Origin of the sequence: Thermococcus litoralis DSM 5473 (assembly GCF_000246985.2) — an archaeon.
Taxonomy (GTDB): Archaea; Methanobacteriota_B; Thermococci; order Thermococcales; family Thermococcaceae; genus Thermococcus_A; species Thermococcus_A litoralis.
On sequence record NC_022084.1, the window covers coordinates 750805 to 774243 of the forward strand.

The window sequence follows — 23439 nt, forward strand, 5'->3', positions numbered from 1 at the left end:
TAATCATTAAAACGCAAATCTTAACGCTATTAAAAAACTTTAAGTAGTTTACCTCCATTTATTTTTCGGTGAAGGAAATGATTGTGGAAGAGCTTAAAGAGATAACTCAACTTCCCGGCATTTCGGGATATGAGGGCAGGATAAGGGAGAAGGTTATCGAATGGATAAAGGATTACGCTGACTACAAGGTTGATACAATTGGAAACCTTATTGTAGAGCTTGGAGAAGGGGAAGAAAAGGCCATTTTCATGGCACACATGGACGAAATTGGACTCCTGATAACAGGAATAACCAATGATGGAAAGCTAAAGTTCAGAAAAATTGGAGGAATAGATGATAGGCTTCTTTTGGGAAGGCATGTAAGAGTAATAACCGAGAAGGGGGAGCTGGACGGAGTTATAGGTGTAACGCCAGTTCACCTCAACCTTGAAAGGAAGTTCGACACCATTCCTTGGCACAGTCTCGAAATAGACATTGGAGCGGAATCAAAGGAAGAAGCCGAAGAAATGGGAGTAAAGGTTTTGGACTTTGCAGTATTTAAAAAGCACTTCAGCATCTTAAACAACAAATACATCGCTACACGTTCCTTAGACGACAGGTTTGGTGTTGTTGCTTTGATTGAGGCCATAAAAGACCTTGTTGATCATGATCTGGATGGAAAATACATCTTTGCCTTTACGGTTCAAGAAGAGATAGGGCTTAAGGGGGCCAAGTTTTTGGCAAACAAATATTCACCAAAGTACGCCATAGCTGTAGATTCGTTTGCATGCTGCTCTTTCCTTACTGGAGACGTGAGGCTCGGAAAAGGTGCTGTAATAAGGGCTGTTGACAATTCAGCAATCTACACCCCATCTCTGGCACGGAGAGCCCTTGAAATAGCAAAAAAGAACAACATTCCAATACAGATCGGAGTTACCGGGGGAGGAACTGATGCATCGGTTTTTGAAGCCAAAAGCCAGACTTTGGCTCTAAGTGTTCCCATAAAATACCTCCACAGCGAAACGGAAATGCTCCACTTAGATGACCTCAAAGCCCTGATAAAGCTAATAGAAGCACTAGTGTTTGAACTTGAATAACGGAGGTGATTCTTTGCTTAAATATGTTGGGTATTTTGGTGTTGGAGTTTTCATAGGTATATTGGCAGCTCTCTTCGGCTTAGGGGGAGGGTTTTTGATCGTACCAACTCTAAACCTCTTGGGAGTTGAAATTCATCACGCAGTTGGAACCTCAAGTGCTGCCGTTGTTTTCACTTCCCTAAGCTCTGCCATAGCCTACCACAGACAGAGGAGAATACACTACAAAGCAGGTCTCCTCTTGGCAAGCACTGCAGTGATAGGAGCGTACATAGGGGCATGGATGACGAGTTATATAAGTGCAAGCCAGTTAAAGGTCATTTTTGGTGTAGTCCTATTCCTTGTGGCAATAAGGCTTTACCGCAAAAAGAGCAAAGAGCCACATGAAGTAGATTTGAGCCAGATAAAGCTGGATTATAAAATAGTGCCTATCGGAGGATTCATAGCAGGAATAGCAAGCGGGTTGCTTGGTATAGGCGGCGGAGCGATAAACGTTCCTTTCCTAACCTACATGGGACTGCCGATACACTATGCCGTGGCAACTTCAAGCTTTGCCATAGTATTTACTGCTACAAGTGGGGCTTTTAAACACTATATGCTCGGGAACGTTGAAGTTGAGTGGCTAATACTACTTGTACCGGGGTTGATAGTTGGGGCTCAGTTAGGGGCAAAGATAGCGAAAAGAACCAAGGCAAGCAACCTAACAAAAGCTTTCGCTGTTGTGATGGCATTCTTAGCCCTCAGAATGATCCTCAAAGGACTTGGCTACCCAGTTCCTTGAGTTTTTGTTATTAACTTTTTTAGGAGAAAAAGAGATTTAAAGTGATTTTGCGAACTTTTTTCATGATCGAGTATCTCGTCGATTTCATCATTGGGTTTGCAATAGGGACAATAGCTGGACTTTTTGGAGTCGGTGGTGGGTTTCTTATAGTTCCAACGCTTACTTTTATAGGATTACCTATTCATACTGCAATTGGGACAAGTCTTGCCTGCATAGCAATTAGTTCTCTTGCTTCCGCTTATACCCACATTAAAAAGAGAAAAGTTCTTTTTAAAGTGGTGGTAATTAAAGAGGCATTTTCAATGCCAGCCGCACTAATTGGGGCCCATGTGACAACATTTTTACACGAATCCCTCCTAAGAGGAATGTTCTCAATGCTGTTGTTCTACCTGGCATATAAGATGGCCACAACTCCCTCAAAACCCCATCATGGGGAAAGCCTCAAAATAAACTACAAGAATGTTCCCATAGTGGGTGTACTTTCAGGTTTTGTATCCGGTCTGCTTGGAATAAGCGGAGGGATTTTAAACGTCCCCCTTTTTCATGTTCTTGTTGATATACCCGTAAGGTACTCTATCGGGACATCTAGTGTGGCACTATTTTTCACAGCTCTCGCTGGAACTTATGGACATCTTAAGGCAGGAAATGTGAACATTGAAACGGCACTTCTTTTAGCTCCAGGGCTGGTAATAGGAGCATACCTAGGGGCGAGAAGTGCCCACACTTTGCATCCAGAGAAACTAAAACGCTGGTTTGCTCTTATACTCATTTTGATTGGAGTTAAAATGTTAATTTAGCCCTTAAATTTATTAACTTCTTCCCCATAATTAAAAAAGAGCTTTGGAACAGCTTGAAACCTTCGTTTCACCGGGTTCCTAAAGTATGTCAAGATCATATTAACGATGGTGAGAGTGATGAAGTTTAGTGCTCTCGGGATCATCCTTGTTTTAATAGGCGGACTAATCCCTATTAGCATTGCCCAAAACCAAAGCAACGGCCAATATCTAGAGGAGCAGAGCAACGAGAGTATGGCAGGAGAGCTAATAGCTCAGCTGACCAAACTCAGCGAATTTGTAGAATCAAGGATAAGACCCATAAAGGATAAGCTGCCCCAGAATACTTTAGAGAACTACAAAAAAGCCGAAGACCTCAGAGAAAAAGCTTCTCTAGAATATCAGAATGGAGAGTATCAAAATGCGATCCGGGATGCCTTATTGGCTATGAAATATTATAAAGAAATTCTCAGGGGATTAAAAGAAACGGAAAGTACAGAAATGTTGAGAGAGCAGATGAATGAGGAAGCCGAGAGGATTATTGCATCTTTCTCCTACGTAGAGAAGGTCATAAAAGTGGCTGAAAAGGAAGGAGTTAACACGGAGGGGCTGATAAAAGCCTACAAGGAGACCAAAGATGCTTATAGAACTGTCCTTGAAGCCTTAAAAGCAAAAAAGATAGAAGATGCGAAAAGAAACATGGAAATTGCTAGAATGAAAAGGGCTGAACTCAATAGAGAACTAGAAAAAGTGCTCAGAGAACTCGCTTCGAGGAATGCTGAAAGGATCGTTAATTCTTTCTTGGTAAAGACCAAGCAGGGTATTGCAGCTGCTGAGGTAATGGTAGAAAACGCAAAAACAAGGGGAATGAATGTGGAAGAGGCCGAGCAGAGCATAGAGAGGATAAAAAACATCTACATAAAGGTCGAGAGCTTAGCAAAAGAAGGAAAATGGATTGAGGCATTAGGGGTAATCAGAGAGAATTCCCACCAAATACAGAAGTTCTTTAGGACGATAGAAAGAGTTAGAAGAGAGAGCATGAACATAAAAGAAACCCTAGAAGAGCTGAGAGAGAGGATAAAAAAGGATACAACCGCAATTGCAATTCTAAAGAAGAAGGGAATAAATACAGCAAGAGCTGAGGTGCAGCTCAAAGGAGCCGTCAATGAGCTTTCTGCGGCAATTGTTTCATTAAAACGCAACGATATCAGCAACGCCATCGTCCATATTCAGAGAGCTGAAAGGCTTCTCGCAGAGGTGGAGGAATTCATAAGGGCCAACTCTTAGGGGGTGCAGAAGTGAAACGTGCCTTTGCTCTAATAAGCATCCTCATTCTCCTGCCCGTTGTCAGTGCCCAGTTTACAGTTTCACAGGTGGAGCTGACGATCTACACCGATGGTTACGTTAAGATCCATTACCAGCTGATTCCAGATGAATACACCTCTCAAATCAGCCTACCGCTTTTAGGGAAAAACTATGAAGGTGTGGAGGTTGTTGATGAAAACGGCAATCCCCTTAATTTTGAAGTCTATAATGAATCGCTCATCATTTATGTGGAAAATGCTCAAGTCGTGGATGTGTCCTACTACACTCCCGATCTGACGTATAAAGAAGGATTAGTGTGGACTATTAACGTCTCAATGGAATATCCCTTTGACGTCATTCTTCCTGAAAATGCCGTTGTGGTTGATTTATCCGAGCTCCCCCTTAAAATAGCCTCCAATGTGGTTACAATGCCTCCTGGAAACCAGAGTATCTCCTACACTCTTGAATTTGCAGCCGAAGAGGGCAGGAAGGACTTTTATTTTCCAGTTTTGGCATTTTTGGCGGTCTTGATAACAGCCATTTCCGGCTTTTTGACAATAGGAAAAAGAAAAGAGGCTCCAAAGGAAAAGCTCCACATAAACAGGGACGAATTTTTGAAAAAACTTGAAAGTTTTAACTTAAATGAAGATGAAAAGAGGGCTTTGCTCTACATACTAGAAAAGGGAGGCAGGGCAAGCCAAGCGGAGGTTAGAACTGCTTTGGGAATACCCAAAACCACAGCGTGGAGAATGTTCAAGCGCCTCGAAAGACAGGGACTTGTTAGAATAATCAAAGGGAGGAAAGAAAATTGGGTAGAATTGAAACCTTAACGAACCTTTGCCCCTAATTTTACATCTTTTTCTGGTGTTAATAGGGCAACGGTTTTTCCGTCATCCGCTGCCAAGAGCATTCCTTGGCTCTCAATTCCCCTAAGCTTCTTTGGCTCCAAGTTCGTAATAACTGCCACGTACTTGTTGAGGAGCTCCTCCTTTTTGTAGTATGCCTTCAAACCTGCCACAAGCTGCCTAACCTCATCTCCCAGATCGACCTTGACAACATAGAGCTTGTCAGCATTTGGATGGTCCTCAACGCTGATTATCTTCCCAATTCTTATATCGAGCTTGGCAAATTCATCAAACTTCACATAACCCATCTTCCTCTCCTCCTTCTGCTTTTCTTTTGACCCCATTACTTTCTCTCCATAAATCTTCCTCAAGACTACCTCAGCTTCATCCCCAAGTCTTTCTTTTGCTACCTTAACAACATCCTCCATCTTGTAGTACTTATCAAGCAAAATTCTAGCACTTTCTGGATTGCCTCTGCCTATGTACTTAACTATGTATGCTATTATATCTTCATCGCTGACCTTTCTAAATAGGATCTCAGCTTTTCTGACCTTGTGTCCGGCTTCAAGGGGCTCAAACTTCCATTTCTTAACTTCTTCGAGGTTTAAGAGGTGCCATATCTTTTCACTTGCGTCCGGAAGGAAGGGTTCAAGGAGTATACCCAATGCCTTAACTATTTGGAGAGACACATTTACGGTTGTTCCAGTCCTAATTCTATCGGTTTTAGCCGTCTTCCACGGTTTCTGATAGTCAAAGTACTGGTTGCCAAATATTGCAAGCGTCATTACCCTTTTAAGAGCCTCTTTGAACTGGTACTTTGATATTAACTCACCAACCTCTGCAAAAGCTTTCTCTATCTCCTCAAATGCTTTCTTGTCAAGGTCATCAAGTTCCCCGAGTTCTGGAACCTTTCCATCAAAATACCTGTTAACAAAAGTGAGTGCCCTGTGCACGAAGTTTCCAAGATTATTTACAAGCTCTTCGTTAATTTTCTTCTTGAAATCATCAAAGCCGAAATCACTATCCCTCGTTTCTGGCATTATGGCGGTTAGGTAATACCTCAAGTAGTCTGCAGGAAATGCATCGAGAAACTCATGCACCCATATAGCCCAGTTTCTGCTGGTTGAGAACTTCCTGCCTTCTAAGTTTAGGTACTCGTTTGCGGGAATGTCGTAAGGCAGAAGCCAGTCAAACTCACCTTTTTCATCTTTATACTTGCCATAGGCCATTAAGAACGCTGGCCAGAATATTGCATGGAAGGGAACGTTGTCCTTTCCGATAAAGTGAACTACTCTTGTCTCGCCGTCGTATCCACTAAGCCAGTACTTCTTCCACTCCTCTTCTTTTCCAAGCCTCTTAAAGTACTCAACGGTTATTGAGACGTAGCCTATCGGTGCCTCAAACCAAACGTAAAGGACTTTCCCTTTGACGTCTTCATCTTCAAGAGGTACCGGAATTCCCCAGTTAAGGTCCCTCGTTATTGCCCTCTCTTCCAGACCCTCGTTGATCCATCCCAGGACCGTATTTCTGACGTTTGGCTTCCAGTGTTTCTGGCTTAAAACCCACTCTTTAAGCTTCTCTTGGAAATTCTGCATTTTTATGTAGTAATGGGCAGAATCCTTAAATGTGATTGGATTTCCACATATGTTGCACCTTGGGTTTATGAGCTTCTCTGGGGTAAGGGGATGACCGCAAACCTCACATTGGTCACCTCTCTGATCCTCTGCGCCACAGTAGGGGCAGATGCCAATAACGTATCTATCCGGTAGGAACATCTTGTCGTGCTCACAATAAGCCTGCTTTTCAACTTTTTTAACAAGGTGTCCATTCTCAAGGGCTTTCAAGAAGAACTCCTGACTTATCCTGTAGTGGACGGGAAGTTCAGTTCTCCCAAAATAGTCAAAGCTTATCTTTGCCCTTTCAAATGTAGTTTTGATGTGCTCGTGGTAATAATCTACTATCTCCCTTGGACTCTTGCCTTCCTTTAAGGCTCTGAAAGTTATCGGGGTGCCATGTTCGTCTGTTCCACATATGAAAATAACGTCTTCTCCCTTTAGCCTCAAATAACGCACGAATATGTCTGCTGGAAGATACGCCCCAGCTAGATGCCCTGCATGTATAGGACCATTGGCGTAAGGCAATGCAGAGGTTACGGTGAATCTCATCTCTACCACCTCCAAGAACTAACTTGCTGCCCTTTATAAGTTCTCGCCAATTTTAAATATTACGGTGAGTTATTTTCTAGATGTGAAAATATATCTGCTATTGCATAATCACTTGCCCATGTTGATCTCCGAGGCTTTAATGACTATACACTTTTCAGGCAACTCAACTTCCCCTCTGTAAACGATCAAAGCCCCCCTCAAAAGGCATGATTGTGACTTTAATCTGTTTCAAACCAAAGCCGGATGAAGAGAGCTCGCCAGTCACCACCATAGGATTCTCTTTAAGCTCTAAGAGATTGAAAAAGCTCTCCTTATCAACATAAATTATCAACCCTCCAGCCACAACCCTCTGTGCTGGAACCTCAATCCCGCACCAAAGTGTTTTAACTATCAAAACCCAAAACTCTTTCGGTGGGAAAAATGAAAGCGAGGATTAGAGAAAAGTTCGCCTTTGATGCCGCCCATGCGGTAAAGATAAATGGAGAACTTGAAGAGATTCACGGGCACACTTTCAGAGGCGAAATTTTCATTGAAGGAGAAATAAAAGAAGGCTACATAATGGACTTTCTGGAGCTTAGAAGGATTTTAGACAATGCCATTGCACCTTTAAGGCATAAAAATCTAAACAAGCTTTTCGAAAACCCCACAACTGAGAACATCGCCCTCTGGATTGCTGAAAGAGTTAGAAAAAGCCTGCCCGAAGATATTAAGTTGCATAAAGTCGTTCTGTGGGAAGGATACGAAAATGGAGTTGAGTTTGAGTTTTAAAGCCCTACCAAAAAGCTAAAATTTATGGGAATAGAGGTATTAGAGGTGAAGAAAATGAAAGATTTCTACATAGCACATGAAGATGAGATAAAAGCAGGAAAAACCACAGATGTTTACTTTATCAGAACTAAGAAGATACTGGAAGAAAAAGGCATTCACAAAAAAGTTTTTGCTGATATATCAACAACCTCTCTTCCAAAAGGCTGGAAATGGGGAGTCCTAGCTGGAGTGGAGGAAGTGGCAAAGCTCTTGGAAGGACATCCGGTAAACGTTTATTCAATGCCGGAAGGGACAATATTTCATCCATACGAGCCTGTAATGCAGATTGAAGGCTACTATGAGGAATTCGGCATCTTTGAAACCGCACTGCTCGGGATGCTGAGCCAAGCAAGTGGAATAGCAACAGCAGCCCTTAGGGTCAAAATGGCTGCAAAGTTTAAACCAGTTTATTCCTTCGGTATAAGACACATGCACCCTGCAATAGCACCGATGATCGATAGAAGTGCCTTCATAGGTGGTTGCGATGGAGTTAGTGGGGTTTTAGGAGCGGAGATGATCGGAGAAAAGCCTGTAGGAACAATGCCTCATGCATTAGTCCTAACGGTTGGTGACCAAGTAAAGGCATGGAAATACTTCGATGAGGTCATGCCAGAGGAGGTTCCAAGAGTAGCTCTCGTTGATACCCTTTGCGATGAAAAGCTAGAGGCTTTAATGGCAGCTGAAGCTTTGGGAGAAAAGCTAGCTGCAGTGAGACTCGATACACCAAGTTCAAGAAGGGGGAACTTCAAACGCATAGTGGAGGAGGTAAGGTGGGAGCTGGATTTAAGAGGTTACGAGCACGTTAAGATATTTTTAAGCGGAGGGCTGGATGAGGAAAGTATTAAAGAGCTTGCTGACATAGCTGATGCCTTTGGAGTCGGGGGAAGCATAGCAAGTGCAAAACCAATAGACTTCTCGCTCGATATCGTTGAGGTCGAAGGGAAGCCCATAACTAAAAGAGGAAAGCTGAGCGGGAGAAAGCAAATCTATAGATGTGAGAACGGTCACTACCATAGAGTTCCAGCAGAGAAAAAGCTTGAAAAGTGCCCAGTCTGTGGAGCGAAAGTTGAACCCCTTCTAAAGCCGCTCATTAAGAACGGGGAAATAGTGGCAGAACTGCCAAAGGCGAGGGAGATCAGAGAATACGTCCTTGAGCAGGCAAAGAAGTTTGGGTTAACACTTGAATAGCCTTTTTCTCGTTTTTATCCCCGGGATGATGAAGAGCCCGCTTAATCCCTGAGCTTAGCTGTGATGCTTGGTGGGGGCTCTGACCGTCAAAGTTCTCAAAAACCATTAACACCCAAAAACTCAAATTTTAAAGAAGGAGAAGCCAATAAAAAGGGAAAGAAGTTCATTCGACTGTAATTGCTCCTGTTGGGCAGCTCTCTGCTGCCTCTTTTGCACATTCGAGATCGGTTTCAGCAACAAGTGCCTTAGCTTTTCCATCGTCATCCATCTCAAAGACATCTGGGCAGATGCTTGCGCAAACTCCACATCCAATGCATGCGTCCTTATCAACACTAACCTTCATTTCCGACACCTCCAAAGAGCTTCAAAAATAGAGGGAAAGCTAAGTTTAAAAATCTTTTTCAAACTAAAGGTTATACTACACATTCTAAAGAAAGAGGTCAATGCTTGGGATCAAAGAAGAAAAGGAAGAACAAGAAAAATAGAGAATTAACAGAAGCATCAAATCTCTTCAATGTATATACAGCTTACAGGACAAGCTTCGGCAGCCTCTCTGGCACAATCAATGAGATCTTCTCCAATAATCTCAACTTTTGGTTGGCTCTTTCCCTCATCGTTCATCTCAAAAACGTCTGGGCAGAGACTTGCACAGATAGCATCTCCGATACAAACATCTTGATCAACCTTAACTTTCCACTGGGCCATCTGATACCACCATGTCAATATAACAAAGGTTATGATATAAAGGTTTCGAACTATTAGATTAGTTAGAAAATTACTCAGATCATCCCCAACCTTTTCTTGACCTCTTCACTTATTCTGTCCGGAGTCCAAGGCGGATCAAATGTGAGCTCTATTTCCGCATCCTTAACTCCAGGAATTTCGAGAATTTTTTGCTCTACAGCCTGAAGAAGCCACATAGTAAGAGGACACCCTGGAGTTGTCATGGTCATTTTGACATAAACGGTGTTGTCAGGGTTTATCTTGAGCTCATATATAAGTCCCAGATTAACAACATCTATTCCAATTTCAGGGTCAATCACTTCTTTGAGCTTTTCAAGAATCATTTCCTTTGTGATCTTAGCGTTTTCACTCATTTTCCTCACCTGAAAAAAGTTTCTAAACAACAAATTTAAACCTTATGGAACAAAAATGTGGAAAAAGAATCAAGTTGTTGAGCTTTCCTCGTCGTCATATAGTTCTTGACCAACTGTGATTTCCTCTTCATAACCTCTGGATCCCTCGATGGTTTGAATTCTAAACATATAGCTCTTGTACCAGTTGTACGTAGGCATGATCTTTATTGGTAAGAGTTTCCACGCTCTCGTTTCCTCAACGTATCCCCAGTTGACGTACTCATTAAAGTTCCTTATTATATCCGTTATAACTACGTTGAACTCCGTTATGAGGAGCTTCTCTATCTGGTGCCACTTGTCAATTGAACTTTCCCTTCTTGTAATCCCAAAGTAACCTGCACATCCTGGACCCTTTAGTGTTGCAATTCCCCTTCCAACAAAAGCCCTAACAGCGTCGACTGTCTCGGGAGGATCGGTGATGAAAGTATCGAACTTCCTTAAGGCATAATCGGGTAAAGGCTTTCTGAGGTCGAAGGTGAATATCTCCACGTTACTGTAGCCGATTTCCTCCGCAGTTTTTTCAATAAACTTTGTGAGTCTTTCATCAATATCAAGAACCGCAATTCTCTTTGGAAGGCCCGAAAGCATTAGAGCAATGCTCGTTAAATCGTCATCTCCAAGGACAAAGACCTCTTTATTTTCAAGATCTCCCCTCGTATGCATCAAGGCTACCCTTGCAACTGTTGTCTCGGGAGTTACATATGCCTGATCAAACTCATGCTTTGGCTCGGGCCTGTTTTTCACTATCTCCTTAAACTCCTCAAGGAGGTCTCTAAAAGCATCAAGTTCAACTGTTTTTCCTTGGCAGTGGCTGCAGGTGTAGTCTTCTCTCCTTCCGATTCCATACTTCTCCACAAGTTCCTTCCCCTTCTGGGTAAGGATTATCCCATCTTTGAACTCCACATAGCCTAAATCGTGAAGCGCTTCAACCACTGCAACCACGAGAGGAAGTGGTTCTTCGCTAAGGTCTACTACCCTCCATGGATCGCTGCTCGCAAGAATTGCACTCAACACGTTTTCAATGGTTCTCTCATAAACGGGTATTGATGTTTTCTCTCTAACTCTCTCAACAATCGCTTTCATCTCCGCTCCCTCCATTAACTTTCATCAAAACCGTCGAAAGAAGTTCACGAAAAGCTATTTTAAAGTTTTTGGAATAAATTTTTAGCCCTACTTTCATTAAGAAAAAGAGGTGAGAAAAATGCCGATATATTTCATAGGACTGGGACTTTACGATGAAAAGGACATTACCCTTAAGGGCCTGGAAATAGCGAGAAAGTGCGATTTGGTGTTTGCAGAATTTTACACCTCTCTATTAGCTGGAACAGACATAAAAAAGATAGAAGAACAGATAGGAAGACCAATAAGACTACTAAACAGAGAAGACGTTGAGCTGAACTTTGAGAGGATAGTCCTCAGCGAGGCGAAAACCAAAGATGTTGCCTTTCTCACGGCTGGAGACCCGATGGTAGCAACAACTCATGCGGACTTAAGGATAAGGGCAAAGCAGATGGGAGTAGAGAGCTACGTTATCCATGCTCCATCTATCTACTCTGCCGTTGCCATAACCGGACTTCAAATCTACAAATTTGGGAAGAGCGCCACCGTTGCCTACCCGGAAAAGAACTGGTTCCCAACCAGCCACTATGACACGATCAAAGAAAACAAAGAACGTGGTCTTCATACGCTTCTCTTCCTTGACATTAAAGCAGCAGAAGGGAAGTACATGACCGCCAACGAGGCTATGGAGATTCTCCTTCAAGTGGAGGAGAAGAAAAAAGATGGAGTTTTTACCGAAGACACATTTGTGGTTGTCCTTGCAAGAGCAGGTTCCCTAAATCCAACGCTCAAAGCTGGTTATGTAAAAGACATGATAAAAGAAGACTTTGGAAAGCAGCCTCACGTTTTAATAGTCCCCGGAAGGCTGCACATAGTCGAGGCAGAATACTTGGTAGCCTTTGCCGATGCTCCTGAGCAGGTATTAAAGGAAGTTTAGCTTTTTTCTCTCTCTGTTTATTGGAGCAATGTAACGCTGGTAAAATTCCCTCAGCTTCCTCGTATGCTCCTCCACCCATTCCCCACTAACTTTTCTCCTTGCAACTCCGTCTTTTATGGCCTGTTCCGCAACTGCCCTTGCTTCTTTTGGATACACTTCAGGATGCAGTGGAGTGGGGATTATGTGGTCTTCTGACAGTTCTTCCTCACTCACACAGCTCGCTATAGCCTCAGCTGCGGCTATGTTCATGTTCAAAGTAATTTCCCTCGCTCTAACATCCAAAGCTCCTCTAAAAATTCCCGGGAAGCCCAAGACGTTGTTGATTTGATTTTGATAATCACTCCTCCCTGTTGCGACTATTCTTGCCCCGGCTTTTTTGGCCTTTTCAGGCATAATCTCCGGGATCGGATTCGCCATTGCAAAAACTATTGCACCATCTGACATCTTTCTAACCATCTCTTCGCTGATGATATTTCCAGCGCTTACACCTATGAATACATCAGCCCCCTCAAGCGCCTTTGAAAGGTCTCCCTCAATGTTGTGGATGTTGAACTTTGCAACTTCCCTTTTGTAAGGATTTAAATCATCCCTTCCCTCGTGGATTATCCCTTTTCTGTCAACCATCACTATTTCCCTAACCCCTACATAATGCAGAAGCTTTGCTATAGCGATTCCTGCAGCACCAGCGCCACTTATGGCGACTTTTATATCACTAAAGCCCTTCCCAACAAGCTTGAGTGCATTCATTAAACCAGCGAGGGTTACAACAGCCGTGCCGTGTTGATCATCATGAAAAACCGGGATGTCGAGCTCTTTCTTGAGCCTCTCTTCGATTTCAAAGCACCTCGGAGCGGAGATGTCCTCTAAGTTTACGCCTCCAAAGCCCTTCGAAATCAGCTTAATTGTATTCACAATCTCATCTACGTCATTACTGTCTACCAGTATAGGGAACGCATCCACACCAGCTAGGGCTTTGAAGAGAACGCATTTGCCTTCCATCACAGGCATTCCAGCTAAAACTCCAATGTTCCCCAACCCAAGTATCGCGGAGCCATCCGTTACCACAGCCACGGTGTTTGGTATGGAGGTGTAGTCTTCATAGCTTTCTCCATTTGCTATAGCCTTACAGGGCTCAGCAACACCCGGGGTGTATGCCAGGCTTAGGTCATAGAAGTCCTCAACCTTAACCTTTGGAATAACCTCTATTTTTCCATTTCCGGGAAAGTTGTTTCGATGGTAATTGAGAGCATCCTTCCCAAGCTTTTTTCTTTGTTCTTCGCTAATCTTCATGAATTCATCCCCTATCTTGTGAGACCTCTTTCAATTAAACTCTTTCCATGCTCTTGTTTGACATTTTTGTGTTCAAAATGTTTAAATATACTGGTTGTTTTATCACTTTCGTATCAATTAGGGGTGAGAGAGATGAAGACTTTTGAGGAATATTTCGAGTTTGAGAAGTACAGAACGGATATGAGAACCGAAATATTAGCGGGGATAACGACTTTCATGACAATGGCATATATCCTCTTCGTAAACCCTGCAATATTAAGCGATGCAATGGGAAAAGAAGCCTTTAACTCACTTGTAGCAGTAACGGCACTTGCAGCAGGAATTTCCACAATAATAATGGGCATCTATGCCAAAAAGCCCTTTGCTTTAGCTCCGGGAATGGGACTGAATGCCTACTTTGCCTACAGTGTCGTGCTTGGAATGGGTTACGATTGGAGAGTGGCACTTGCAGCAGTTTTTGTTGAGGGAATAATCTTCATAATACTTAGTATTACCAAAGTTAGGAGCGCAATAATACATGCAATTCCACTAAGCCAGAAATATGCCGTTGGAGCAGGAATAGGACTTTTCTTGACATTGATAGGCCTCAATGACGTTGGTCTTCTAACCGCTGTTGTCGGCGAAAACGGAGTGCTTAAGTTCACCGGGTTTAATGCCTCGGCACTTGGAACAAAGGCAGGTCTTTTGTTCCTATTCGGACTTTTCCTAGCTGCAATCCTCATAAGTCTCCGAGTGAAGGGTGCTCTATTAATTTCAATCCTTACCACAAGCATTTTGGGATGGATAAGCGGAGCTGCACCCTGGCCAGAACATTTCTTCTCAACTCCAGACATAAGCTACACCTTCCTAAAACTTGACCTTCAAGGCCTCCTCAACGTAGGGGCAATTGGTGTAGTGTTTGCCTTCTTCATGGTCGACTTCTTTGACACCCTTGGAACAGTAACGGGGTTAAGTGCCAAGGCAGGTTTCTTGACAAAAGAAGGGAAAGTGCCGGATGCCGAGAAAGTCCTCTTGACGGATGCAATAGGCACAACACTTGGAGCACTCCTTGGAACTTCAACCGTAACAACGTATATAGAGAGCGCCGCTGGAATTGAAGAGGGTGGAAGAACAGGGATGACAGCCCTAGTGACAGGTCTACTCTTCCTTGCCATAGGATTGTTCATAGCCCCCATTGCGCAAGCAATTCCGGCTTTTGCTACCGCACCGGCTTTGGTTATAGTTGGTTACTACATGTTAAGTGCAATAAGGGGAGTTGACTTCGATGACGCGAGCGAAGCTATTCCTGCATTTCTAGTGCTCATCACAATTCCCTACACATATTCAATAGCAGACGGAATAGGAATGGGCTTTATAAGCTACACCATAATAAAGCTGTTCAGCGGAAGAGGAAAAGAGATACACCCACTGATGTACGTATTGGCATTAATCTTCATAGGCTACTTTGCCTATTTGGGAGGACTCTTTTGAGTCTTCGCCTCTTCTTTTTCCATGTGTTCTTTAAGAAACTGCTTGAGGACGTAGGGACAGTGTTCTTGGATATACTGGGCAAACTCCTTCATTCTCTCAGCCGTAATCTCATGGACGTAATGTTCAAACTGGCACGCATCTTCCTCCGCTATTTCAGGAGGAATTCCAAGTATCTCAGTGAAAAATCTCATCAAGAGAACGTGTTTTTGGTAAGTTTCTTTAGCTACTTCAAGCCCCTTCTCAGTTAAAAGAATCCTATCATATTTTTCGTAGTCTATCAGGCCTTTTTCATTTAACTTTTTTAAAGCATCCACCACACTTGGCGGTCTAACACCCAGTTTTTTTGAAATATCCTTTACTCTGATTACCCCTTTGTTCTTTTGAAGTATGTACATAGTTTCGAGGTACTCCTCCTCTCTCTTTGTTATTTCCACAAACCTCACCTGAATTAGTTTAACCTAAATAATTTAAGTGCTTTTTGGTTACACCAAAAATGATAAAGAGGGATCATTTAGCAAGTTCCATTCCCCTTTCAAAAGCCTTAATGTTAATTTCCCAAAGCTTTGGCTTTAATGTTTCTTGAATTCCACTCAAGAGGCTCTCCTTATTCAATGGGATCAAACCTTTACCATAGGCAAATCCAAGCATAAGCACTCCCAGAGTACGGGGGTTTATCTTGTCTGCCTCTTTCTGAAAGTTCCTCATCTCAACGGTGCATATTCTTGAAAGGGCACCACGTATTTCCTCAAGGCTCGGATACCTCTCTTTTCCGACTAAAGTCGTTGCTGTGTGAATCGGATAAGCGTTTACTATAGCATGGCTTTTGTCGCTTAGGAATCTTGCGTTCCTTAGAGCTTCAGCCGGCTCAAGAGCTAGCATCAAATCTGCTTCTCCCTCCTCGATAAGAGGAGAATAAACTTCCTCTCCAAATCGGAGATAACTAAGCACACTACCGTAGCGCTGACTCATTCCAAGGGTTTCTCCTATTCTAACATTGTATCCCTCTTTCATTGCGGCATTTCCGATGATCCTTGAGAGTGTAAGTCCGCCCTGTCCCCCAACCCCCGCTATTATCAGATTGAACTCCACAGTTCACCACCAAGAAAATTAAGATGAAAAGGTTAAAAATCTGGCGGAAGGTTTATTTGCCAACACGTCTAATTTCCCAACATGAGCTTTAAGGAGTATTACCGCGCATTTAAGGCTTACACTGATATAAACTCGAAGGAATATCAACGGAGAATAGAAGAGCTCGAACCCTATCTGCTCAGAGTTATGAAGAAAAAAGGAAAAGTTTTGGACTTAGCATGCGGTGTCGGAGGGTTCTCCTTTCTTCTTGAAGACCATGGATTTGAAGTTGTTGGCGTTGATATAGATGAAGAAATGATCAAAAAAGCCATAGAATATGCAAAGGAAAAAAATTCCAAGGTGAAGTTTATTGTTGGGGACGCAAGAAAGTTGCCCTTTGAAGGTGAAACGTTTGATTACGTTCTCTTTCTCGGAAATACAACTGTCCACTTTTCACCTAAAGAACTTAGTGAAGTCTTTAAAGAGGTTAAAAGAGTTCTCAAAAAAGATGGGCTGTTTCTGATAAATTTTGTGGACATGAGGGAACTCCTTTCAAGAGTCCAAATGGGAACCATAGTTGGAGAGGAGTACTGGATAAACAGGGTAATTATTGACAAAGGAGAAAAAACTGCTGTGATAGAGTACAAGAGCGAGAGAGATTCTTTTAGGGTTAGATTTGCAATATGGGGAAAAACTGCCGTAGAGTTGCTCGCAAAACTCTATTTCACTCCCCTAGAGAGCGTTAAACTTGACGATATATCCTACCTGAATGTATATAAAAAATAGAAATCAGCCTTCGAGCCTAAGCCTTTTTATCACGAATTCCCTATCGAGCGATGCCAAGAAGGGAGCAAGCCTCGGCCCTCTATCTTTTCCTATGAAGAGGTTGTAGAGAACCTTGAAGTACTTCTTGCTTGGGATGTTTCTCTTCTTGGCGGCGTTGAATATAACTGAATTGAGCTCATCGACTGTGAATTTTTCTCTTCCCTCAAGCCACTCCGCAACTTCCATAAGGGCTTCTCTTATTTCTTTGCTTATCTCAATTTGTGGAATTTTTTCCTGAATCTCAAATTTAACTTCATTGGGAGCATATTTTTCAACCCAGTTCTTGGCAAGCTGTATTCTGAGCCGAATTCTGTTCAGGTCTTCCTCGTCAAGCTGTGCCGGAACGTGACCCTGTTCTTTTAGTATTTCAATTATCTTCTCTTCAGTTAGGTGAGGCATTTGGACAAGGACGACGAGGAATCTAAAGGGAGCCTGAGCAATCAAGCGGCTCGAGAGGGAAGGCATTGAAAGTTCATACGTTCTCTTAAGCTCTTCAGCTTCTTCAAGGTTTTTAGCTTCCTCCAATCCAAAGTACAGTCTCTCAACCCTATCAAATTCATCGTAAAGATTAAGCAAGCCCAAGCCTAAGTCGATCTTGATTTCCTTGTTTGGCCTGTGTCTTGCGTAGATGAACCTTATGACACCAGGCTCAAGAACTTCATAAAGATCGCTTAGTAATATAACGTTGCCCTTGCTACCGCTCATTTTGCCCTTTTGGCCCTTTATGCCAACGAACTCGTACATAAGTGTCATTGGTGCATTCCAGCCAAAGATTTTCTCAACTATCTCCTTTCCGGTATCGTATGAACTTCCCGCTGCGAGGTGGTCTTTTCCAGCAGGTTCAAAATCTACTTTGAAATGCGCCCATCTCATTGGCCAATCAACACGCCAGCGGAGCTTGACGTTGCCCTCCCTTATGTCGGTCTCGCCCTCGGCGCCACAGTGAGAACACCTATAGGCGACCTTCCACTCACCATCCCATTTAACAAACTCCGCTTCTTTTCTGCACTTTGGACAGTAAATCTGTATCGGCTGCCAGTCCTCCGGTAGGTGGGGCTGCTTCGCCATATCCCTAAACTTGTTTAAGATTTCCATTATTTCACTTCTTTTTTCCAAAGCAAGTCTAATTTCGTTTGCGTATTCCCCGCTCTTGTAGAGCCTGCTTGCCCTTAGAAAATCAACCTCAATCCCAAGCTTTTCAACTTCTTCTTCAAAGATGCTCATAAAATGATCCGCATAGCTGTCATGACATCCCCACGGGTCTGGAACTTCGCTCACAGGCATGGTTAGGTATTCGCTCCACTCCTTGGGGACATTTTTTGGTACCTTTCTAAAGCGATCGTAATCATCCCACATGTGAATGTGCCTGACCTTCTTCCCTTTGTCCCTCAGTGCATGCCCCACGATGTAAGCCGTAAAAAGCTCTCTAAAGTTCCCTATGTGAACGTAACCACTGGGAGTTATTCCGCTTTCTACCACATACTCCTCTTTGTCTCCTCTCTCTTTGATGATCTTTTCAGCCATATAGTCTGCCCAATGCACCATTCTCCTCACCTGCGGGTAAGTATGAGAGACACTTTTTAAGCTTTGGCCAGTGGAATTCAAAAATTACAAAAGAAATTTGGCAAAAAGTATATTAGTTTCCTCACCATTTAATTTTCTTTGGTGAAATCAATGTTTCCTGAATGGTTGCTCTATGCAGGCATTGCAGCAAGCATTATTATCCTCGCGATAAGACTCACAAAAAAGCTTGGAGGGGAATATGCTTGGATCAATAGAAAGATAATCCACTTCAGCATTACGCCTGCGGCAGTACTCTACTATTTTGAAAAAATTCCAAAAGAGGTCTTTGCCCCTGCAGCTTTTGCCTTTGCAGTGGTTCAGTTAATATTTCATCTAAAGAAGGAAAAGCTTTCTTGGTATCAGCTGGATAAGAACTACGGAGAGGTGTTCTTTGCCTTGTCCGCTTCTTTTGTGGTTGCTTTTCTTCCAAGAGAGTACGCAACAGCGGTGTTGCTTGTTATGGCTATAAGTGATGGTATTACCGGTATTCTGAGATTTTATTATTTCAAAAGAAACGGGCACAATGTGAAACTCAAAAAACACTGGAGCGGCAGCTTGGGATACTTCATAACAGCTCTTTTAATAGCGTTTGCAGTTCTCCCGGAAAGCTCATACGCAATAAAAATAGTATGGAGCGGAATACTAACACTGGCAGAGTATCAAAGGTTTCTAGACGATAACCTAGCCGTCCCCCTCGTGGCCACTTTTCTCTATCCGCTAGTTTAACTATTCGGCCCATCTTACTTTGAGGCTGTCTTTTTTCACTTTAACGAACTCTTCAACCAGGGCCTTTCCGCTCTTTTCCATAAACTCCTGAATATCAAGAATTCCAAGCTCTTCAAGCCCGATTGCATTAACGCCCTCTGGAATTCCTTTTGCCTCAACGTTTATCCCGATGTGTATCTTTATGCTAACCGGTGAAACAGTAGCTATTGAAATGCTAAGCTTCCTGCCATCAACGTAGATGTCATCCCCTTTCCGGGAGGTTTTTATGCCATATTCCCCCAGCAGCTCGCAAAGCTTTGCTATGAAGAGCTTTTGAAGAGCAGAAGCCAGGAGGACATTGGGAAAATCAAAGATTTCTATTATATAGTGAACCATGTCATCGCTTTTAATTTCCTTCTTCTGCCTGAGGTCTTCAATATCAATCATTTCCTCAACTTTTACATCACATTTTCCCCTAAAGACCACAAGAGAATTCCCCAAAATCCCAAAGTTTCTGTAAGCCCAGTGACTTCTTATAGCCGAGCCATCATAGTCTATACGTCTGTCTTTAATCACGAGGAGTTCCACTTCAATCACCTCGCTCAAGAAGTTCTCTTAATTCTTCAAATGACTTTGCATCGACCCACATCTGGATGAACTTAATATCGGGAAAGATAGTCCTAATATCATCGATATGTATAGCTCTATCGTCCACGTAGATTATTTCTTCAAGACTGTAACCTATTGAGGTTAGTTCTTCCACGGTTCGCTTTATCATATCAGCTTTGTTGGGATGCCCTTCAATTTTTGGAAACATGAAGTAATCCCAGAGACCAAAGCCTTCAAGAATTGGTCTAACTCTCTCTTCCAAGTTCCAGCTGGCTATCGTAAGGATAAAGCGTTCGCTGGCCCATTCAAGGAAATCCCTAACGCCTGGAAACAGATGGAGCTCCTTCTTATAGGCATCAATTAGCATATCCCCTTGGAACTTATAAGGTGGAACGAGCTGTGAAGCATCCTCATGATCCCATAGAGTACCATCTAAATCAAGCACTAACAATTTCAATTTTATCACCAGAAAGGACTCGAGAACACAGTTTTTGAATTTAGCGATATTTCAGAAAACAGAGAAGGATTATCGCAAGGACCGTGCATAGGTGGATTTGGCCTATCAAATGCCCAGCCCCCTTTCGGGGGTAAGAACCTCGGGCTATTGGGAGCGGCAGACTAAACGGGTCGGTTTCCCTTCCCGCTTACATCCCCGCTCCATCAAACCCGTCTTCTACGGGTGCCCTCGTCCCTGGCAACGGGCCGGTCACCCGACCCCTTGCGCCAGGGAGTGGCCGCCTATTTTCGGGGACCGCTTCGGCCTTAGATGCCTTCAGGCCTTATCGGATACGGCGTAGCTGCCCGGCTATGCCCTGTAGGACAACCGGTAGACCAGAGGCCGCGGCACCCTGTTCCTCTCGTACTAAGGGCGCCTTCCCCTCAGGCGGCCAGCACCCCCGGTAGATAGCATCCGACCTGTCTCACGACGGTCTAAACCCAGCTCACGTTCCCCTTTAATGGGTGAACACCCCCACCCTTGGCCCCTGCTGCAGGGCCAGGATGGGAAGAGCCGACAGCGAGGTAGCAAGCCTCGGGGTCGATATGGGCTCTCGCCCGAGACGACTCTGTTATCCCCAGGGTAGCTTTTCTGTCATCCCTGGCCCCCACCGGGGAGGCACAGGGGTTCGCTAGGCCACGCTTTCGCGGCTGGACCCGCCTCTGTTACGGGTCCAGTCAGGCCGGCTTTTGCCCTTGCACTCTACGGCGGATTCCTGACCCGCCTGAGCCGACCTTAGGGCACCCCCGATACCTTTTCGGGGGTGTGCCGCCCCAGCCAAACTGCCCACCTACCGCTGTCCCCGCTTCCGCGGGTTAGCCATACGGCAAAGGGTGGGCGGTGTCTCATGGACGGCTCCACCCGGCCCGGAGACCGGGCTTCGACGCCTCCCGCCTACGCTGCGCACCCTCCGCCGTATGGCAACGGCAGGCTGCAGTAAAGCTCCATGGGGTCTTCGCTTCCCACCGGGGGTCCCTGGCATATGCGCCAGGCAGTGGTTTCGCCGGGCCCCAGCCGGGGACAGTGGGGACCTCGTTACGCCATTCATGCAGGTCGGCATTTAACCGACAAGGAATTTCGCTACCTTAAGAGGGTTATAGTTACCCCCGCCGTTTACCGGCGCTTCACCCGGTTGGACCCGGGCTTCACGTACCGGCACTGGGCAGGCGTCGGCCCCAGTACAAACCCTTTCGGGCTAGCTGGGACCTGTGTTTTTATTAAACAGTCGGGCCCCCCTAGTCACTGCGACCTGCGGTTTACGCAACCGCAGGCACCCCTTCTCCCGAAGTTACGGGGCCAATTTGCCGAGTTCCCTCGGCTGGGTTTCCCCCGACACGCCTTAGGCTTCTCACCCAGGGGCACCAGTGTCGGTTCTCGGTACGGTCGCGGTGGATCGTTCCCAGAGGGCTTTTCACGGGCCCCAGGGATCGGCGGAACCCCCCTTACGGGAGGCCATTCGCGCTTTCACCCGGTTCTCGCCATTACGGCACTCCCCGGGCTTATACGCTTAGCCGGCCTTGTGGGCCGGTCCGCCTACCCCGAGGCGTCACCCTCTGGGCTTGCGTTGCCGCACCTACCACCGCGGTACGGGAATATAAACCCGTTTCCCTTTCGCCAGCACCGAGTTACGGGCTGGCTTAGGACCGACTAACCCACGGCTGACGAACATTGCCGTGGAACCCTGGCCCCTACGGCGGCCGGGATTCTCACCCGGCTATGCTGCTACTCCCGGCAGGATCCGCAATCCCGACGGGTCCACTGGACCTTACGGCCCAGCTTCTACCCCACCGGGACGCCCGCCTACCCGATCACGGACCAATCGGTCCGTGCGCCGGGGTCTCGGCGGCCGGCTTGAACCCCGTCCATTTTCGGGGCCCCTGACCTCGACGGGTGAGCTGTTACGCACTCTTTAAAGGATGGCTGCTTCTAAGCCTACCTCCCCGCTGTCTAAGGCCAGGGACACCCTTTGGAGTAATACTTAGCCGGCACTTTGGGGCCTTAACCCCGGTCTGGGTTGTTCCCCTCTCGGTGGACGGCTTACACCGCCACCCTACTCCCCCCATCTACGGCGGTAGTGGGTTCGGAGTTTGACAGGGTGCCGGAGGCTTTCGCCCCCTGCACACCCAATCAGTGCTCTACCCCACTACCTACCTCCGGGGAGGCTATCCTACGGGATAATTCGGCGGGAACCAGCTATCTCCGGCCTCGATTGGCCTTTCACCCCTAGCCCGGGGTCACGGGAGCGAATTGCACGTCAGCACCCCTAGCGGGCCTCCATCCCTCTGTTGAGGGACTTCACCCTGCCCCGGGCTAGATCGACCGGTTTCGGGTCTCACGGCCGTGACTCCGGGCGCTTTCACACCCCGTCCCTCGGCGAAGCGCCTGCGGACCTGTCGGTTTCCCTACGGCTCCGGGGATTTCTCCCCTTAACCTCGCCACGGCCGTGAACTCCCTGCCCCGTGTTTCAAGACGGACGGTGCAACCCCGGTCCTCTTCCCTCGTACTCTCCCGTCGCCGGGATTTCCTTCGGGAAGACTCATTCCTTTCGGGCCGCACCCAACTATCGCCGCCTGGTTTCAGGCTCTTTTCACCCCCCTCCCGGGGTGCTTTTCAGCTTTCCCTCACGGTACTAGTTCGCTATCGGTCTCGGGACGTATTTAGGGTTGGGAGCCGATGCCTCCCAGCTTCCCGCCGGATATCCGACCGACGGTACTCAGGAACCCTGCAGGAGCCTTCGGGCTTACGCCTACGGGGCTATCACCCTCTTCGGCGCCGCGTTCCAGCGGACTTCGGCTTCACCCGAGAGGCTCCAGCGCAGGGCCCTACAACACCACATCCCCTGAGTGTTTCCACTCAGGGTTCAGTTTGCCCTGTGCCGTTTTCGGTCGCCCCTACTCACGGCATCGCTTTTGCTTTCTTTTCCTGCGGGTACTAAGATGTTTCAATTCCCCGCGTTCCCCCTCCCTGGTGGGAGTGCGGCAAAGCCGCGGGAAGTCCCATTCGGGAATCCCCGGCTCGACGGCTGCCTGCGCCTCACCGGGGCTTATCGCAGCTTGCCACGCCCTTCGTCGGCGCCCCGAGCCGAGCCATCCACCAGGCGGCTTAGGTTTCTTACCCCCTACTTGGGGGCTGGACATTTTTTGGGCCAAATCCACCTATGCACGGTCCTCATCGTGACCCCTGTTCGGGGCCTAGGACCCTTCCACCCCGAGCGTTGCTCGGGATGTGCACCTGTTCGTGGTGGACCGGCCGGGATTTGAACCCGGGGCCTCCGGCTTGCAAAGCCGGCGCTCTCCCAGGCTGAGCTACCGGCCCACGAAATGGCAGGCCCAACACCCCTTAAG

Annotated in this window: 22 protein-coding genes, 1 tRNA gene, 1 rRNA gene and 1 pseudogene; 11 read left to right on the forward strand and 14 right to left on the reverse strand. The window is 45.8% G+C overall.

The window, feature by feature from the left end:
- Nucleotides 1-77 precede the first annotated feature (77 nt).
- The 5 genes from OCC_RS04165 to OCC_RS04185 all read left to right on the forward strand — a co-directional run bounded on the left by OCC_RS04165 (nt 78) and on the right by OCC_RS04185 (nt 4762).
- A complete protein-coding gene (locus OCC_RS04165) occupies nt 78-1076 on the forward strand; it encodes a M42 family metallopeptidase (protein WP_004067771.1) in 999 nt (332 codons plus the stop codon).
- 13 nt (nt 1077-1089) lie between these two features.
- Nucleotides 1090-1854, forward strand: coding sequence for a sulfite exporter TauE/SafE family protein (locus tag OCC_RS04170; RefSeq protein ID WP_004067769.1), 765 nt, complete (start codon nt 1090-1092; stop codon nt 1852-1854).
- Nucleotides 1855-1916: 62 nt separating this feature from the next.
- A complete protein-coding gene (locus OCC_RS04175; RefSeq protein WP_004067767.1) occupies nt 1917-2651 on the forward strand; it encodes a sulfite exporter TauE/SafE family protein in 735 nt (244 codons plus the stop codon).
- Nucleotides 2652-2768: 117 nt separating this feature from the next.
- Complete coding sequence (locus tag OCC_RS04180) at nt 2769-3914, forward strand: coiled-coil domain-containing protein (RefSeq protein WP_004067766.1); 1146 nt, start codon at nt 2769-2771, stop codon at nt 3912-3914.
- 11 nt (nt 3915-3925) lie between these two features.
- The gene (locus OCC_RS04185) at nt 3926-4762 is read left to right on the forward strand and encodes a helix-turn-helix transcriptional regulator (protein ID WP_004067763.1); all 837 of its coding nucleotides are present in this window, start codon (nt 3926-3928) and stop codon (nt 4760-4762) included.
- Here the strand turns inward: OCC_RS04185 and metG are convergent.
- Together metG and OCC_RS04195 are read right to left on the reverse strand one after the other, a co-directional pair.
- Complete coding sequence (gene metG, locus OCC_RS04190) at nt 4759-6942, reverse strand: methionine--tRNA ligase (RefSeq protein ID WP_004067761.1); 2184 nt, start codon at nt 6940-6942, stop codon at nt 4759-4761. The genes OCC_RS04185 and metG overlap by 4 nt on opposite strands.
- Before the next feature lie 163 nt (nt 6943-7105).
- A complete protein-coding gene (locus tag OCC_RS04195; protein ID WP_004067759.1) occupies nt 7106-7336 on the reverse strand; it encodes a hypothetical protein in 231 nt (76 codons plus the stop codon).
- A 26-nt stretch (nt 7337-7362) separates the two neighbouring features.
- Here OCC_RS04195 and OCC_RS04200 point away from each other — a divergent pair, with 26 nt between their 5' ends.
- Both OCC_RS04200 and OCC_RS04205 read left to right on the forward strand, forming a co-directional pair.
- Nucleotides 7363-7710: a 6-pyruvoyl trahydropterin synthase family protein gene (locus OCC_RS04200; RefSeq protein WP_004067755.1), complete on the forward strand. Its 348-nt coding sequence runs from the start codon at nt 7363-7365 to the stop codon at nt 7708-7710.
- Between the two features lie 54 nt (nt 7711-7764).
- Entirely contained in the window at nt 7765-8937 is a 1173-nt protein-coding gene (locus tag OCC_RS04205) for a nicotinate phosphoribosyltransferase (RefSeq protein WP_004067753.1), read from the forward strand.
- A 163-nt stretch (nt 8938-9100) separates the two neighbouring features.
- Here OCC_RS04205 and OCC_RS04210 read toward each other — a convergent pair whose 3' ends face one another.
- The 4 genes and pseudogenes from OCC_RS04210 to bpsA form a co-directional block, all read right to left on the reverse strand.
- Entirely contained in the window at nt 9101-9280 is a 180-nt protein-coding gene (locus OCC_RS04210) for a ferredoxin (protein ID WP_004067745.1), read from the reverse strand.
- Nucleotides 9281-9438: 158 nt separating this feature from the next.
- On the reverse strand, nt 9439-9642 hold the full coding sequence (locus OCC_RS04215) for a ferredoxin (protein WP_004067743.1): 204 nt from the start codon (nt 9640-9642) through the stop codon (nt 9439-9441).
- A gap of 74 nt (nt 9643-9716) precedes the next feature.
- Nucleotides 9717-10025: pseudogene (locus tag OCC_RS04220) on the reverse strand (metal-sulfur cluster assembly factor); the annotation flags it as partial.
- A 78-nt stretch (nt 10026-10103) separates the two neighbouring features.
- Complete coding sequence (bpsA, locus tag OCC_RS04225) at nt 10104-11156, reverse strand: N(4)-bis(aminopropyl)spermidine synthase (protein WP_004067740.1); 1053 nt, start codon at nt 11154-11156, stop codon at nt 10104-10106.
- A 118-nt stretch (nt 11157-11274) separates the two neighbouring features.
- On the opposite strand from bpsA, the gene dph5 reads away from it, so the two are divergent.
- Nucleotides 11275-12069, forward strand: a complete 795-nt coding sequence (gene dph5 / locus OCC_RS04230; protein ID WP_004067738.1) for a diphthine synthase — start codon at nt 11275-11277, stop codon at nt 12067-12069.
- Here the strand turns inward: dph5 and OCC_RS04235 are convergent.
- Nucleotides 12055-13359 (reverse strand): NAD(P)-dependent malic enzyme, encoded by a 1305-nt coding sequence (locus OCC_RS04235; RefSeq protein ID WP_004067736.1) that lies wholly within the window; start codon nt 13357-13359, stop codon nt 12055-12057. The two genes, dph5 and OCC_RS04235, sit on opposite strands and share 15 nt — an antisense overlap.
- A 132-nt stretch (nt 13360-13491) precedes the next feature.
- Between OCC_RS04235 and OCC_RS04240 the strand changes: the two genes are divergently transcribed.
- Nucleotides 13492-14829, forward strand: a complete 1338-nt coding sequence (locus OCC_RS04240; RefSeq protein ID WP_004067734.1) for an NCS2 family permease — start codon at nt 13492-13494, stop codon at nt 14827-14829.
- Here OCC_RS04240 and OCC_RS04245 read toward each other — a convergent pair.
- Nucleotides 14808-15263 (reverse strand): metal-dependent transcriptional regulator, encoded by a 456-nt coding sequence (locus tag OCC_RS04245; protein WP_004067733.1) that lies wholly within the window; start codon nt 15261-15263, stop codon nt 14808-14810. The genes OCC_RS04240 and OCC_RS04245 overlap by 22 nt on opposite strands.
- Before the next feature lie 73 nt (nt 15264-15336).
- Nucleotides 15337-15918, reverse strand: coding sequence for an indolepyruvate oxidoreductase subunit beta (locus OCC_RS04250; RefSeq protein ID WP_004067731.1), 582 nt, complete (start codon nt 15916-15918; stop codon nt 15337-15339).
- Nucleotides 15919-15999: 81 nt separating this feature from the next.
- On the opposite strand from OCC_RS04250, the gene OCC_RS04255 reads away from it, so the two are divergent.
- Nucleotides 16000-16683, forward strand: coding sequence for a class I SAM-dependent methyltransferase (locus OCC_RS04255; RefSeq protein ID WP_004067729.1), 684 nt, complete (start codon nt 16000-16002; stop codon nt 16681-16683).
- A gap of 3 nt (nt 16684-16686) precedes the next feature.
- Here OCC_RS04255 and lysS read toward each other — a convergent pair whose 3' ends face one another.
- Complete coding sequence (gene lysS / locus OCC_RS04260) at nt 16687-18267, reverse strand: lysine--tRNA ligase (protein WP_004067727.1); 1581 nt, start codon at nt 18265-18267, stop codon at nt 16687-16689.
- Nucleotides 18268-18396: 129 nt separating this feature from the next.
- Between lysS and OCC_RS04265 the strand changes: the two genes are divergently transcribed.
- Entirely contained in the window at nt 18397-19011 is a 615-nt protein-coding gene (locus tag OCC_RS04265) for a diacylglycerol/polyprenol kinase family protein (RefSeq protein ID WP_004067725.1), read from the forward strand.
- Here OCC_RS04265 and OCC_RS04270 read toward each other — a convergent pair whose 3' ends face one another.
- The 4 genes from OCC_RS04270 to OCC_RS04285 form a co-directional block, all read right to left on the reverse strand.
- Nucleotides 19012-19578, reverse strand: coding sequence for a DUF366 family protein (locus OCC_RS04270; RefSeq protein WP_004067723.1), 567 nt, complete (start codon nt 19576-19578; stop codon nt 19012-19014).
- 1 nt (nt 19579) lies between these two features.
- Nucleotides 19580-20056, reverse strand: a complete 477-nt coding sequence (locus OCC_RS04275) for a magnesium-dependent phosphatase-1 (protein WP_004067722.1) — start codon at nt 20054-20056, stop codon at nt 19580-19582.
- 127 nt (nt 20057-20183) lie between these two features.
- Nucleotides 20184-23213 (reverse strand): 23S ribosomal RNA (locus tag OCC_RS04280).
- Between the two features lie 120 nt (nt 23214-23333).
- Nucleotides 23334-23410, reverse strand: a tRNA-Ala gene (locus tag OCC_RS04285).
- Between the last annotated feature and the right edge of the window lie 29 nt (nt 23411-23439).